The organism is Rhizobium sp. UGM030330-04, from assembly GCF_003208455.1.
Lineage (GTDB): Bacteria > Pseudomonadota > Alphaproteobacteria > Rhizobiales > Rhizobiaceae > Agrobacterium > Agrobacterium rhizogenes_A.
Window position 1 is genome coordinate 235,410 of sequence record NZ_QKML01000002.1, and the last position, 14,072, is coordinate 249,481.

At 61.9% G+C, this 14,072-nt stretch carries 11 protein-coding genes; 10 read left to right on the forward strand and 1 reads right to left on the reverse strand.

What is annotated here, in order from left to right; all coding sequences use genetic code 11:
• Positions 1 to 4: 4 nt before the first annotated feature.
• From N434_RS04125 to N434_RS04175, 10 genes are all read left to right on the forward strand, one after another.
• Positions 5 to 1,252, forward strand: a complete 1,248-nt coding sequence (locus N434_RS04125) for a Zn-dependent hydrolase (RefSeq protein WP_110756237.1) — start codon at positions 5 to 7, stop codon at positions 1,250 to 1,252.
• Positions 1,252 to 2,706: a dihydropyrimidinase gene (gene hydA / locus N434_RS04130; protein ID WP_181423881.1), complete on the forward strand. Its 1,455-nt coding sequence runs from the start codon at positions 1,252 to 1,254 to the stop codon at positions 2,704 to 2,706. Before N434_RS04125 ends, hydA begins: the two co-directional genes overlap by 1 nt.
• Positions 2,703 to 3,137, forward strand: coding sequence for an NUDIX hydrolase (locus tag N434_RS04135; RefSeq protein ID WP_181423867.1), 435 nt, complete (start codon positions 2,703 to 2,705; stop codon positions 3,135 to 3,137). Before hydA ends, N434_RS04135 begins: the two co-directional genes overlap by 4 nt.
• Before the next feature lie 5 nt (positions 3,138 to 3,142).
• Positions 3,143 to 3,937, forward strand: a complete 795-nt coding sequence (locus N434_RS04140) for an ABC transporter ATP-binding protein (RefSeq protein ID WP_065114024.1) — start codon at positions 3,143 to 3,145, stop codon at positions 3,935 to 3,937.
• A gap of 210 nt (positions 3,938 to 4,147) precedes the next feature.
• Positions 4,148 to 5,023, forward strand: coding sequence for an ABC transporter permease (locus tag N434_RS04145; RefSeq protein WP_110756240.1), 876 nt, complete (start codon positions 4,148 to 4,150; stop codon positions 5,021 to 5,023).
• Positions 5,020 to 5,892 carry an ABC transporter permease gene (locus N434_RS04150; protein WP_110756242.1) on the forward strand — a complete coding sequence of 291 codons (873 nt, stop codon included), beginning with the start codon at positions 5,020 to 5,022 and terminating at the stop codon, positions 5,890 to 5,892. Before N434_RS04145 ends, N434_RS04150 begins: the two co-directional genes overlap by 4 nt.
• 21 nt (positions 5,893 to 5,913) lie before the next feature.
• Positions 5,914 to 6,906, forward strand: a complete 993-nt coding sequence (locus tag N434_RS04155; protein ID WP_110756244.1) for an ABC transporter substrate-binding protein — start codon at positions 5,914 to 5,916, stop codon at positions 6,904 to 6,906.
• Positions 6,907 to 7,491: 585 nt separating this feature from the next.
• Positions 7,492 to 8,685, forward strand: a complete 1,194-nt coding sequence (locus N434_RS04160) for an efflux RND transporter periplasmic adaptor subunit (protein ID WP_065114028.1) — start codon at positions 7,492 to 7,494, stop codon at positions 8,683 to 8,685.
• Positions 8,686 to 8,698: 13 nt separating this feature from the next.
• Complete coding sequence (locus tag N434_RS04165) at positions 8,699 to 12,019, forward strand: efflux RND transporter permease subunit (protein ID WP_065114029.1); 3,321 nt, start codon at positions 8,699 to 8,701, stop codon at positions 12,017 to 12,019.
• 466 nt (positions 12,020 to 12,485) lie between these two features.
• On the forward strand, positions 12,486 to 13,175 hold the full coding sequence (locus N434_RS04175) for a Crp/Fnr family transcriptional regulator (protein ID WP_065114031.1): 690 nt from the start codon (positions 12,486 to 12,488) through the stop codon (positions 13,173 to 13,175).
• 71 nt (positions 13,176 to 13,246) lie between these two features.
• On the opposite strand, the gene aidB is transcribed toward N434_RS04175, so the two are convergent.
• Positions 13,247 to 14,071, reverse strand: coding sequence for an AidB family quorum-quenching N-acyl homoserine lactonase (gene aidB, locus N434_RS04180; RefSeq protein ID WP_110756248.1), 825 nt, complete (start codon positions 14,069 to 14,071; stop codon positions 13,247 to 13,249).
• Position 14,072 lies beyond the last annotated feature (1 nt).

Consider the following 14,072-nt stretch of genomic DNA (forward strand, 5'->3'; position numbering starts at 1 on the left):
CTTCATGACGGCGGGTAAGAACTTGACGGTCAACGGCGACCGTCTGTGGGACAGTCTGATGGACATGGCGAAGATCGGCCCCGGCATCGCCGGCGGCAATAATCGCCGCACACTGACGGATGAGGATGGAGAAGGCCGCCACCTGTTCAAGCGCTGGTGCGAGGCAGCGGGCCTGACGATGGGCGTCGACCGCATGGGCACCATGTTCGCCACCCGCGCCGGCGAGGATCCGGATGCACTTCCCGTCTATATCGGCAGCCACCTCGACACCCAGCCGACCGGCGGCAAGTTCGATGGCGTGCTCGGCGTGCTGGCGGGGCTCGAAGTGGTACGCAGCCTGAACGACCTCAATATCAGGACCAGGCACCCGATCGTCGTGACCAACTGGTCCAATGAGGAAGGCGCGCGCTTCGCGCCCGCCATGCTGGCGTCAGGCGTCTTCGCCGGCATCCACGATCTCGACTATGCCTATGGCCGCACAGATACCGACGGCAAGACCTATGGCGAGGAGCTGAAACGCATCGGCTGGCTGGGCGAGGAGGAGGTCGGCGCACGCAGGATGCACGCTTATTTCGAATATCATATCGAGCAGGGACCCATTCTGGAGGCGCAGGGCAAACAGATAGGCGTCGTTACCCATTGCCAGGGCCTGTGGTGGCTGGAAGTGACGCTGACCGGCAAGGAAGCCCATACCGGCTCCACCCCGATGGCCATGCGCGTCAATGCCGGTCTTGCCGCCGCCCGCATCCTTGAAAAGGTGCAGGAGGTGGCCATGGCCCACCAGCCGGGTGCGGTGGCCGGCGTCGGCCAGATGATCTTCACACCCAATTCCCGCAATGTGCTGCCCGGCAAGGTGGTTTTCACCATCGACCTTCGCACACCGTCTCAGGCGAAACTCGACAGCATGCGCGCCATCTTCGAGCGCGAGGTGCCTGTTATCGCCGAAGAACTCGGCGTCGGCTGCGTCATCGAAGCCATCGGCCATTTCGACCCCGTCACCTTCGATCCCGTGCTGGTCGGCCGCGTGCGCTCCGCCGCCGAAAGGCTGGGCTATAGCCACATGGACATCATCTCCGGCGCCGGCCACGATGCCTGCTGGACGGCAAGGGTCGCCCCCTCCACCATGATCTTCTGCCCCTGCGTGGACGGGCTTTCCCACAACGAGGCGGAAGACATCTCCCCCGAATGGGCAGCCGCCGGCTGCGATGTGCTGCTGCATGCGGTGCTGGAGACTGCGGAGATCGTCGAATGATTGCCACCATCATCAAGAACGGCACCATCGTCACCGCCGATCTCACCTACAAGGCCGATGTGAAGATCGAAGATGGCAGGATCACCGAGATCGGACCGGATCTGACGGGCGGCACGGTACTCGACGCGACGGGATGTTTCGTCATGCCCGGCGGCATCGATCCGCATGTGCATCTGGAAATGCCTTTCATGGGCACCTATTCCGCCGATGATTTCGAAAGCGGCACGCGCGCGGCGCTTGCCGGCGGCACCACCATGGTGGTGGATTTCTGCCTGCCGGAACCCGGCCAGTCGCTTCTCGATGCCCTGCAAAGATGGGATAACAAGGCGACCCGCGCCAATTGCGATTATTCCTTCCACATGGCCGTCACCTGGTGGGGCGAGCAGGTCTTCGATGAGATGAAGACGGTGGTTCGGGAAAAGGGCATCAACTCCTTCAAGCACTTCATGGCCTATAAGGGCGCGCTGATGGTGAATGACGACGAGATGTTCGCCTCCTTCTCGCGCTGCGCCGAACTGGGCGCCATTCCCTTCGTGCATGCGGAAAACGGCGATATCGTCGCGCAGATGCAGGAAAAGCTGATGGCGGAAGGCAATACCGGGCCGGAGGCGCACGCCTATTCCCGCCCGCCCTCGGTGGAAGGCGAGGCCACCAACCGCGCCATCATCATCGCCGATATGGCTGGCGCCCCGCTTTACGTCGTCCACACATCCTGCGAACAGGCGCATGAAGCGATCCGCCGCGCCCGCCAAAACGGCATGCGGGTCTATGGCGAACCGCTGATCCAGCACCTGATCCTCGATGAAAGCGAATATGCCAATGCCGACTGGGATCACGCCGCCCGCCGGGTGATGTCGCCGCCCTTCCGCAACCGGCAGCATCAGGACAGCCTCTGGGCGGGGCTGGCCTCCGGCTCCCTGCAATGTGTGGCGACCGACCATTGCGCCTTCACCACCCAGCAGAAACGCTTCGGTATCGGCGACTTCCGCAAGATTCCGAACGGCACCGGCGGGCTCGAGGACCGCATGCCGCTGCTCTGGACCCATGGCGTGGCGACCGGCCGCCTGACGATGAACGAATTCGTCGCCGTCACCTCCACCAACATCGCCAAGATCCTCAATATCTATCCCAGAAAAGGCGCGATCCTCGTCGGCAGCGATGCCGATATCGTCGTCTGGGACCCGGCGCTTGCAAAAACCATCAGCGCGGCGAGCCAGCAGTCGGCCATCGATTACAATGTATTCGAAGGGCAGAAGGTGAAGGGCCTGCCGCGCTTCACCCTCTCGCGCGGCCTCGTCAGCGTCGAGGAAGCCACCATTGAAACCCAGCCCGGCCACGGCCAGTTCGTGGCCCGCGATCCCTATCCCGCCGTCAGCCGCGCACTTTCCACCTGGAAAGAGCTCGTTTCGCCGCGCCGGGTGGAACGCAGCGGCATTCCGGCATCGGGTGTATGACCATGAGCACTGAAACGAGACGTGAAATTCTCATCGCCGCCGCCATTCTGCTCAACGAGAAGCGGCAGATGCTTGTCGTGCGCAAGCGCGGCACGACGCAGTTCATGCAGCCGGGCGGCAAGATCGATCCGGGCGAAACGCCGGAACAGGCGCTGCGCCGCGAACTCGCCGAGGAAATCGGCCTGACGCTGCCTGACCATGCGGTTCGTTACGAGGGTATTTTCCGGGAAGAGGCCGCCAATGAGCCGGGAGCCGATGTCGTTGCCCATGCCTTCACCGCCAGACTGCATACCGAGGTCACACCGCAGGCGGAAATCGAGGAAGTGCGCTGGCTCGATCTCGACCACCACCCCGGCGTGATGATCGCCAGGCTCACGGAAACCCAAATGCTGCCGCTGGCGCGCGCGGCGCTGACGGAAAGCGACAATTAGCCAAGATGAACCAGGCCTCTCCCTATTCCGTCGTTTCCGCCAGAAAGCTGGGCCTCACCTTCGAAACGGGGGATGGCCCGGTCCACGCGCTGTCCGATGTCGATCTGGAAGTCGGCAAGGGTGATTTCGTCTCCTTCATCGGCCCATCGGGCTGTGGCAAGACCACCTTCCTGCGGGTCATCGCCGATCTGGAAAAACACACGTCCGGCGACATCACCGTCAACGGCACGACGCCGGAAAACGCCCGCAGGGACCGCTCCTACGGTTATGTCTTTCAGGCCGCCGCCCTTTATCCCTGGCGCAGCATCGAAAAGAACATCGCCCTGCCGCTCGAAATCATGGGCTATGGCAAGGCCGAGCAGCGCGAGCGCATCGAGCGCACGCTCGATCTCGTCAACCTCAACGGTTTCGGCAAGAAATATCCCTGGCAGCTTTCCGGCGGCATGCAGCAGCGCGCCTCCATCGCCCGCGCTCTCGCCTTCGATGCCGACCTGCTTTTGATGGACGAGCCCTTCGGCGCACTGGATGAGATCGTCCGCGATCACCTCAACGAACAGCTGCTGAAGCTCTGGGATACGACCGGCAAGACCATCTGCTTCGTCACCCATTCCATTCCCGAAGCGGTCTATCTCTCGACCAGGATCGTCGTCATGTCGCCGCGGCCGGGCCGGGTGACGGATGTGATCACATCCACATTGCCGCGGGAAAGGCCGCTCGAGATTCGCGAGACGCCGGAATTTCTGGCGATTGCGCATCGGGTGCGGGAGGGGTTGAAGGCGGGGCATAGCTATGAGGGGTGAGGTCCGCGCCAGTATTACCCCCCTCTGCCCTGCCGGGCATCTCCCCCTCAAGGGGGGAGATCGGCAAGACGCGCTGGAACCGCTTCAATCTCAAGCTTCAAGATGGACGAAACATCGCCTCACATCGATCTCCCCCCTTGAGGGGGAGATGCCCGGCAGGGCAGAGGGGGGTAAACCGCACCCTCACAGTGAGCGGCGGAGCAAAAACCCATGACCCTCCTCCGCCACCGCATCCTTCCCATCCTCACCGTCCTCCTCGTCATCCTCATCCTCTGGCACCTCGCGGTCATCTACCTCAACATGCCCTTCGCCCGCGATCAGGCCACCCGCGCCGGTCAAACGCCGGGCTTCCTCGAACTCCTGCCGCAAACCTTCGCACAGGAGCGCCCGGTCCTCCCCGCCCCGCACCAGATCGTCGCCGAACTCTGGGATACCACCGTCAACAAGGCGATCACCTCCAAGCGCAGCCTCGTCTACCACGCCGGCGTCACGCTTTCGGCCACCCTGCTCGGTTTCGCCATCGGCACTGCGCTCGGCATCCTGCTTGCCGTCGCCATCGTGCATAACCGCGCCATGGACCGCTCCGTCATGCCGTGGATCATCGCCAGCCAGACCATCCCCATTCTCGCCGTCGCACCGATGATCATCGTCGTCCTGAACTCCATCGGCATTTCCGGGCTGCTGCCGAAGGCGCTGATCTCCACCTATCTTTCCTTCTTCCCCATCGTCGTCGGCATGGTGAAGGGTCTCAGAAGCCCGGAAACCATCCAGCTCGACCTGATGCACACCTATAATGCCTCGCCCGGCCAGATTTTCTGGAAGCTGCGCTGGCCCGCCGCGCTGCCCTATCTCTTCACCTCGCTGAAGATCGCCGTCGCCATCGCCCTGGTCGGCGCCATCGTCGGTGAATTGCCGACTGGCGCCGTTGCCGGGCTCGGCGCGCGCCTGCTTTCCGGCTCCTATTACGGCCAGACGGTGCAGATATGGGCGGCGCTGTTCATGGCCGCCGGTGTTGCGGCGCTTCTGGTATCCGTCATCGGCATCGCCCATGCCGCCGTCCTCAAGAAAATGGGAGCCCGGCCATGACCCATCCCGGCTGGTTTTTCGGCGCGATCCTGTTCTGGCTTGCCGCCTGGGCCTTCAACGAATGGCTGGTGCGCCGCCACGTCTCCACGCCAGCGGCAAAACGCATCGGCCGCATCGCCGTGCCGCTCCTTTTCGGGCTGGCCATCCTCGTGCTCTGGGAAGGCGTGGTGCGCGGTTTTTCCGTGCCGCCCATCCTCTTGCCGGCCCCCAGCGCCATCCTAGCACGGCTCGCCGGCTCCCTGCCGATCCTCTGGGCCGATTTCCGCCAGACCTTCATCAAATCGGTACTGACGGGTTATGTGCTCGGCTGCGGCCTTGGCTTCATCGTCGCCATCCTCATCGACCGTTCGCCCTTTCTCCAGCGCGGGCTGCTGCCCATCGGCAATTTCGTCTCGGCCCTTCCGGTCGTCGGCGTAGCACCCATCATGGTCATGTGGTTCGGCTTCGACTGGCAGTCGAAAGTCGCCGTCGTCGTCATCATGACCTTTTTCCCCATGCTGGTGAACACGGTGCAAGGACTTGCCGCTTCCAGCCACATGGAGCGCGACCTGATGCGCACCTATGCCGCCGGCTGGTGGCAGACATTGGTGAAACTGCGCCTGCCCGCCGCCTGGCCCTTCATCTTCAACGCGCTGAAGATCAATTCCACGCTCGCCCTGATCGGCGCCATCGTCGCGGAATTTTTCGGCACGCCCATCGTCGGCATGGGTTTCCGCATCTCGGCGGAAATGGGCCGCAGCAATGTCGACATGGTCTGGGCCGAAATCGCGGTCGCCGCACTCGCCGGCTCCGGCTTTTACGGTCTGGTGGCGCTCGCGGAGCGGGCCGTCACCTTCTGGCATCCGTCCGTCCGTGGGGGACGAACGTAAATAACGAAAAAGGGAACAGCGATGAAAATGAAACTTGCATCCATGCTTCTTGCCGGCGCGTCACTCCTGACCCCATTCGGGGCTGAGGCCGCCGACAAGATCACCCTGCAGCTGAAATGGGTCACCCAGGCCCAGTTCGCCGGATATTACGTCGCCAAGGACAAGGGATTTTACGAAGCCGAAGGCCTCGATGTCGACATCAAGCCGGGCGGCCCGGACATTGCGCCGGCGCAGGTTCTGGCCGGCGGCGGCGCTGACGTCATCGTCGACTGGATGCCATCCGCACTCGCCACCCGCGAAAAAGGCGTGCCGCTGGTCAATATCGCCCAGCCGTTCAAATCGTCAGGCATGATGCTGACCTGCCTGAAAGAAACCGGCGTCACCAAGCCGGAGGATTTCAAGGGCAAGACGCTGGGCGTCTGGTTCTTCGGCAATGAATATCCGTTCCTGTCGTGGATGGCGCACCTGAAAATCCCGACCACCGGCGGGGCCGATGGCGTGACCGTTCTGAAACAGGGCTTCAATGTCGATCCGCTGCTGCAGAAGCAGGCCGCCTGCATTTCCACCATGACCTACAATGAATACTGGCAGGTCATCGATGCCGGCATCAAGCCGGAGGAACTCGTCACTTTCAAATACGAGGCGGAAGGCGTGGCGACGCTGGAAGACGGGCTCTATGTGCTTGAAGACAAGCTGAAGGACGCCAAGTTCAAGGAAGACATGGTCAAATTCGTCCGTGCCTCCATGAAGGGCTGGAAATGGGCGGAAGAAAACCCTGACGATGCCGCCGACATCGTTCTCGAAAACGACGCTTCCGGCGCCCAAACCGAAAAACACCAGAAGCGCATGATGGGCGAAGTGGCAAAACTCACCGCCGGCTCGAAAGGCGCGCTCGACAAGGCGGACTATGACCGTACCGTCAAGACGCTGCTCGGCGGCGGGTCCGATCCTGTTATCACCAAGGAACCGACAGGCGCCTACACCACCGACATCACCGATGCGGCGCTGAAATAGTCGGACCGACCGCCAAATCACCGAACGCGCGGTATTTCCGCGCGTTCGGATTCACGAAGAAAATTTAAAACCTCTCCTCCGTCATGCCGGACTAGATCCGGCATCCAGCCACGGCGCGTCTGCGCCGTCATGAGAGTCTCTCGCGATCAAGGACTTGGTCGCGCTGGACCCCGGATCTAATCCGGGGTGACGGTATGCGGATGAAACGTTTTGCCAAAACGCACAGATTTTGCGAAACTTTACGAACAATGCGAACATGCAGCCGGCCGGACACTCCAATGGTAACCCGTTTGACGAATTACAATATCCGGGCCTATACAAAAATGTATATCAACCATCGCGGCTATGCGGATTGATTTGTACGACAACAACAATTAGAGTCCCGCCCACAAGACTGCCAAATTTGATCTTGTAAAAAAAGCACGAGGGCAAAGTGCTTAAGATTCGCGTTGAGGGGCGTTCGAATCGGGAGGATCGAAAAGGAAGTATTGTGATCCCTTGTTTCACATTCGTTATCGCATGACCTTTTAAGACACGCCCCAAGGCTGCAGGACATGCGATCGAATATTGCGCGAGCCACGACACATGCAGCATAAAGTCACGTTTAACCGCTTTGTATTCCTTCTTCTTTCCGCAACGGCGCTCCCCCTTTCCGCAGCCGCCGAGGGAGAGGCGCAGGCACCGGTCAAACAGCAGAACCTGCCCTCCATCATCGTGGCGCACGCCGCAAAACGCGATCTCGTGGACCGGATCATCGCGACGGGCACGATCCGCCCCGTGGATGAAATCTACGTCCAGCCGCTGGTCGATGGCCTGTCTATCGACACGCTGAATGCCGATATCGGCGACCGGGTGGAGGCGAATGCGGTTCTGGCCGTGCTGTCCTCCGACAGCCTCGTGCTGCAGAAGAGCCAGCTTGAGGCCAACAAGGCCAAGGCCGAAGCTTCCGTCACCCAGTCGAAGGCGCAGGTGCTGGAAGCACAGGCCAATCTCAACGACGCCGTTCGCCAGCGCGACCGTGCCGCAAGGCTCGGCCAGAGCGGCTCCGGTTCCGTTTCCGAAACGGAAAAGACCGAGGCAGCCGCCCAGGTGGCGCAGGCGCGGCTGGATGCGGCCAAGCAGGCCGTTTCCGCCGGCGAGGCCGACATCAAGGTCGTCGACGCACAGATCGACGACATCGACCTGAAGCTGACGCGCACCGGCGTGAAAACCCCCGTCGCCGGCATCGTATCCGCCAAGAATGCCAAGGTGGGCGCAATTGCCAGCGGCGCCGGCAATCCGCTCTTCACCGTCATCAAGGACGGTGCGATCGAACTCGTGGCCGATCTTTCCGAAACCGATATCCAGAAGGTGAAGGCGGGCCAGAAGGCCTATTTGACGGTTGCCGGCGGAGCCACGAAAATAGAGGGCAAGGTGCGCCTCGTTTCGCCCACCGTCGATCCCACGACGCGCCTCGGTTCGGTACATGTGGTGCTGCCGGAAAACAGCCCGGCACGATCAGGCATGTATGCCAGCGCGGAAGTCATCGTCGAAGAGACGAACGCGCTCGCTTTGCCGCTGTCGGCCGTCACCTCCGGACGCGACGGCTCGACCACCCGCAGGGTGGAGGGCGACATCGTCAAGCAGGTGAAGATCGAGACCGGCATAGAAGACGGCGGTTTCATAGAGATTGTCAGCGGCCTTGCCGCTGGTGACAAGGTTGTCGAGAAAGCTGGAGCATTCGTGCGTGATGGTGACCGGATCAGACCGGTGGAAGCCCAGACGGCTGCGTCCAACTGACTGAGGGAATGAAATGAACTTTTCCGCATGGTCAATCCGTAACCCGATTGCGCCGCTTCTCGGCTTCGCGCTTTTGATGATCCTCGGCATGCAGGCCTTCAAGACCCTGCCGATCACCCGTTTTCCCAATATCGACGTTCCCGTCGTTGCCGTCACCGTGACCCAGAGCGGGGCTTCGCCCTCCGAGTTGGAAATGCAGGTGACGAAGGAAATCGAAGACGCCGTCGCCGCCATCAGCGGCGTCGATGAAATCCAGTCCACCGTGGTCGACGGCCAGTCGACGACGACAGTCGTCTTCCGTATCGAAAAGCGGACGGAAGAGGCGGTTCAGGACACGAAGGACGCCATCGACAAGATCCGCAGCGACCTGCCCGCCGATATCGAGGAGCCGATCGTCAGCAAGATCGACGTCGAAGGCCAGGCGATCCAGACCTTCGCCGTTTCCTCGCCCAACATGACGCTGGAAGAGCTGTCCTGGTTCGTCGACGACACGATCAAGCGCTCGCTGCAGGGCCAGTCCGGCATCGGCAAGGTCGACCGTTACGGCGGCGCGGACCGTGAAGTGCGTGTATCGCTGAGCCCCGAAAAACTGGATGCCTATGGCATCACGGCAAGCGAGGTGAACACCCAGCTGCGCGGCACCAATATCGATCTCGGCTCCGGCCGTGGCCAGATTGGCGGCAATGAGCAGACGATCCGCACGCTCGGCGACACGCGCGACGTGAGCCAGCTCGCCAACACCACGATCGCGCTCTCCAACGGCCGCTTCGTCAAGCTTTCCGAGCTGGGCACGGTGACCGATACCTATCAGGAACAGAAATCCTTCTCGCGCTTCAACGGCAACCCCGCCGTCACCTTCGCGGTGTTCCGTTCCAAGGGCGCAAGCGAGGTCTCTGTCGCCGAAACCGTGGCGGAAAGCCTTGCAAAGGTCCGCAAGGACCATCCGGACGTCTCGATCGAGATGGTCGACGATGCCGTCTATTTCACCTATGGCAACTACAAGGCGGCCTTGGACACGCTGATCGAGGGTGCGATCCTCGCCGTCATCGTCGTCCTGCTCTTCCTCAGGAACTGGCGCGCGACCCTGATTGCCGCCGTCGCCCTGCCGCTTTCCGCGATCCCGACCTTCTGGATCATGGATATCATGGGCTTCTCGCTCAACCTCGTCAGCTTCCTGGCACTGACGCTCGCCACGGGTATTCTCGTGGACGACGCCATCGTGGAAATCGAGAACATCGCCCGCCACATCAAGATGGGCAAGACGCCTTACCGGGCGGCGCTGGAGGCGGCCGATGAAATCGGCCTCGCCGTCATCGCCACCAGCTTCACCATCATCGCCGTCTTCGTGCCCGTCTCGTTCATGCCCGGCATTCCCGGCCAGTACTTCATCCAGTTCGGCCTCACCGTCGCCTTCTCGGTGTTCTTCTCGCTGGCGGTGGCCCGCCTCATCACGCCGCTGATGGCGGCCTATCTGATGCGCGCCGAAGACGCGATGGACGACCATCACGACAATGACAGCCGGTTGATGAAGGCCTATACGCGCATGGTTTCCGCCACCACCCGCAAGTGGTGGGCGCGGTACCTCACGCTCATCGGCGCGATCGGCTTCCTCGTCGCCTCCGTCATTCTTCTCGCGGGCGTTCCCGGCAGTTTCCTGCCGCCGGATGATGCCTCACGCGTCACGCTTTCGGTGGAACTGCCGCCCAATGCGACGCTGGATGAAACCGACCGGACGACGACCGAAATCTATCACGCCATCCGTGACATCAACGGCGTGGAAAGCGTCTTCATCCTCGGCGGCGCCTCGCCCAAGGGCGATCTGGAGCTTCGCCGCGCCACCGTCAACGTCATCCTCCAGCATATCGACCACTCGCTGCTGAAAACCCTCGTCAACAAGGGTCTCGGCTCCATTCCGCTGATCGGCCAGTATCTTCCGAAGGTGGAGGAAAAGGGTCGCCTGCGTCCGCAATGGGATGTCGAGCGGGATATCTTCGCGAAGGTGCGCGGCATACCGGATGTCCGCATCATCAAGCTGAACGACCGTGCGGAACGCGAACTGAGCTTCAACTTCCTCTCGAGCAACGAAAAGGATCTGAACGACGCCGTCGGCATCCTCGAAAGCCGCCTGCGCGCTTCGCCCATCCTTGCCAATGTCAGCTCGGAAGGCGCCTTGCCGCGGCCCGAACTGCAGATCCGCCCGCGCAAGGATGAGATCGCCCGTCTCGGCATCACGCCACAGCAGATTTCGCAGACGGTGCGTGTCGCCACCATCGGCGATATCGATGCGCAGCTGACGAAGATCTCGCTTGATGACCGGCAGATCCCGATCCGCGTGCAGGCCTCGCTCGACACCCGCCGGGATCTGGCCACCATCCGCGCGCTGAAGATCAAGACAGCGTCCGGTTCGCTGGTGCCGCTCTACAGCGTTGCCGATATCGACTATGCGGAAGGTCCAAGCTCGATCAAGCGCAATGATCGCAACCGCGTCGTCTCCATCGGCTCGGATGTGCCCTTCGGCACGGCGCTCGATACATCGACGGCCGAATTCAAGCGGATCGTCGAGGAAACCAAGCTGCCGGCGAGCGTGCGCCTTGCCGAAAGCGGCGACGCCAAGGTGCAGGGCGAAATGCAGCAGGGCTTCGTCAACGCCATGCTGCTCGGCCTGATGCTGGTGCTGGTCGTGCTTATCCTGCTGTTCAAGGATGTCATCCAGCCCTTCACCATCCTGTTCTCGCTGCCGCTTGCCATCGGCGGCGTGGCCGTCGCGCTGATCATCACGCAGAACGCGCTCTCCATGCCCGTTCTCATCGGCATCCTGATGCTGATGGGCATCGTGACCAAAAACGCCATCCTGCTGGTGGATTTCGCCATCGAGATGCGCCGCCACGGCATGGAACGGGTACATGCCATGATCGAGGCCGGCCGCAAGCGCGCCCGCCCGATCATCATGACCTCCATCGCCATGTCTGCGGGCATGTTGCCCTCGGCACTCGGCGTCGGCGAAGGCGGCTCGTTCCGCGCGCCGATGGCGATCGCGGTGATCGGTGGCATCATCGTCTCGACGGTGCTGTCCCTGATCGTGGTTCCGGCCTTCTTCCTGATCATGGACGACCTGTCGCGCCTGCTCGCCCACCTCTTCGGCCGCTTCGTCGGCAAGAAGGAAGAGGAGGAGGAAGCCCTCTCCAACGAGAAACTCTCGGAGATCGCCCGCGAAAACAGCCTGGCTCTCTCCTCGCTGGAGGCGCGGGTCGCCAGCATGGAAAAGGGCAGCGGCGACAAAACCGCAGACAAGGGCAGCAACATATTGCGGCTGCCGCCGCTCGCTGCGGAGTGAAGCTCGCAGAATGAAGATTAAAACGCCGGGCCTTGTGCCCGGCGTTTTTGTTTTGCCCGAAGCGTCGCCACACGTTTCTTCTCCCCGCCGGGGAGAAGCTGCCCGAAGGGTCGGATGAGGGGGCAAGCTCTCGGTTTATCTCAACCGTCGCCCCCTCATCCCGCTGCCGCGACCTTCGCCCCCCTCGGGAAGAAGAAATATGCGGCACCCGCCCGCTCCATATTCCTCCTCACACTCTTGAGCAGGAATGGTCTCGCCGCATTCCCGCTGCCCCAAATGACAACTCAAATCCTGTTTGATCGAAATCAATTCGCTTTTCAGATGAACTGCTAGTCTCCCTCGCATCGGGAATTGCCGGTCGAAGGATAATGTGATGAGCTCTTTTCAGATAGGCGTGAGGGAACACGAACATCCCCGGTTTCGTATCGCTTCTGACAGCCCGGCAAAAGGTTTGAGCGGGAGCCGGATGGACGTGAACAAGACCGTGAAGCTGAGCAACAGGGACAGGAACATTCTGCTGCGAGCGCCCTTGATCGGGATAGCGGATGACGCAGTGGCGTTGAAACTGATGGAGGCGGCGACCATCACCAATGTCAACGCCCGCCATGTGCTCTTCAAGGAAGGCGAAGCGGCGCAGCATTTTTATTGCGTTCTGTCGGGTTATGTCCGCCTTTACCGGCTGGACAGGCATGGGCGCGAGGCGGATGTGCGCGTCAGCGGTCCGGGCGATACGTTCAACGAATGCCTGATTTTCGGCAGCGACACCTATCGCTACAGTGCGCAGGCGGCGGAAAGCTGCACGGTGGCGCGTTTCGAGCTCGCGAGAATCCGCACGTTGATCGATCAGGAGCCGGCAATCGCCAAGGCCGTCATGCGCTGCCTTTCCAACAGCCTGCTCGGCACCATGGATTGCATCGCCAACGACCGGTTGCAGACCGCGCCACAGCGCGTCGCGCACTATCTCATCAATCAGGGCCCGCGCGACGCGACATCCTTTTCGCTGCGGCTGCCGTTCCAGAAAAGCCTGCTTGCCGGCAAGCTCGGCCTTGCGCCGGAAGCCCTGTCGCGCGCCTTCTCGGCACTGAAAAAATCAGGCGTCACCGTGCGTGGCCGCATCGTGCAGGTCAATGACGTCGCAGCATTGAAGCAGATCTGAAGATAGCGGGAGAGGAAGAAAGGCGGGATGCCAGCCGGCAGCCCGCCTTTCGCCGTTCCGGAAAGGGCAGATCAACCCGGCTGCGGCACGAAGCGGAAGCCGTCACCCTGCCGTTCAATATGGAAAAAGCCGCCAAGATGACCGCCGGACACCAGCCAGCCGTGATCGGCCGCCTTGGCCAGCGCCGCAACACGGGTCGCATAGGCAAGTTCGGAATCGATATCGTAAACGAAAGCGATTTCAGGATCGTCAGCCTGCAATCCGCTGACATGCAGCACATCACCCCACAATAACAGCCGGTTATCGCCGCTGCCGATGAGATAGCCGGCATGTCCCGGCGTGTGGCCGGGCATGGCGATCGCCTCGATATCCTCGGCAATCATGCCCATGGGGATCGGCCGCAGCATGGCACCGCAGATATCGAGCAGCCGGGCGGCGAGATCGAAACCGCCCTGCCGGGCAGGCGGCAGGCTCCTGCGGGCATCCGCACTGGAGAAAAAGCCGAGATCGGCCTCCGGCACCCATATTTCCGCATTGGGAAAATAGGGCTTGTCGCCATCGATGAGACCAAGCGCATGGTCGCCGTGAATGTGGGTGAGGATGACACGCTTCACATCGGCCGGCTGAATACCGGCGGCGATCATCGCCGCACGGGCATGGCCATAGGCGGCGCCCCAAGCCGTGCCGCAACCGGCATCGACCAGCCAGATGCCATCGGGCCCGGAGAGCGCGAAACAATTGACGTCCACATCCACCGTCTCGCCTTCAAGCCCGGCGAGAACCGCGGCCAGCGCCGCCTCGCCCTGCCGGTGGATGAGATGGCCGACCGGCGCCTTGTAGACGCCGTCGACAAAGCGGGACACGGCATAGGGGCCGAAATGAAGAGGCGTATTCATG

What these genes read in the sequence shown, in the direction of transcription:
- N434_RS04125 (WP_110756237.1), top strand. Translation starts at nt 5, where the DNA reads ATGACGGCGGGTAAGAACTTGACGGTCAACGGCGACCGTCTGTGGGAC.
- N434_RS04135 (WP_181423867.1), top strand. Translation starts at nt 2,703, where the DNA reads ATGACCATGAGCACTGAAACGAGACGTGAAATTCTCATCGCCGCCGCC.
- N434_RS04140 (WP_065114024.1), top strand. Translation starts at nt 3,143, where the DNA reads ATGAACCAGGCCTCTCCCTATTCCGTCGTTTCCGCCAGAAAGCTGGGC.
- N434_RS04145 (WP_110756240.1), top strand. Translation starts at nt 4,148, where the DNA reads ATGACCCTCCTCCGCCACCGCATCCTTCCCATCCTCACCGTCCTCCTC.
- N434_RS04150 (WP_110756242.1), top strand. Translation starts at nt 5,020, where the DNA reads ATGACCCATCCCGGCTGGTTTTTCGGCGCGATCCTGTTCTGGCTTGCC.
- N434_RS04155 (WP_110756244.1), top strand. Translation starts at nt 5,914, where the DNA reads ATGAAAATGAAACTTGCATCCATGCTTCTTGCCGGCGCGTCACTCCTG.
- N434_RS04160 (WP_065114028.1), top strand. Translation starts at nt 7,492, where the DNA reads ATGCAGCATAAAGTCACGTTTAACCGCTTTGTATTCCTTCTTCTTTCC.
- N434_RS04165 (WP_065114029.1), top strand. Translation starts at nt 8,699, where the DNA reads ATGAACTTTTCCGCATGGTCAATCCGTAACCCGATTGCGCCGCTTCTC.
- N434_RS04175 (WP_065114031.1), top strand. Translation starts at nt 12,486, where the DNA reads ATGGACGTGAACAAGACCGTGAAGCTGAGCAACAGGGACAGGAACATT.
- aidB (WP_110756248.1), bottom strand. Translation starts at nt 14,071, where the DNA reads ATGAATACGCCTCTTCATTTCGGCCCCTATGCCGTGTCCCGCTTTGTC.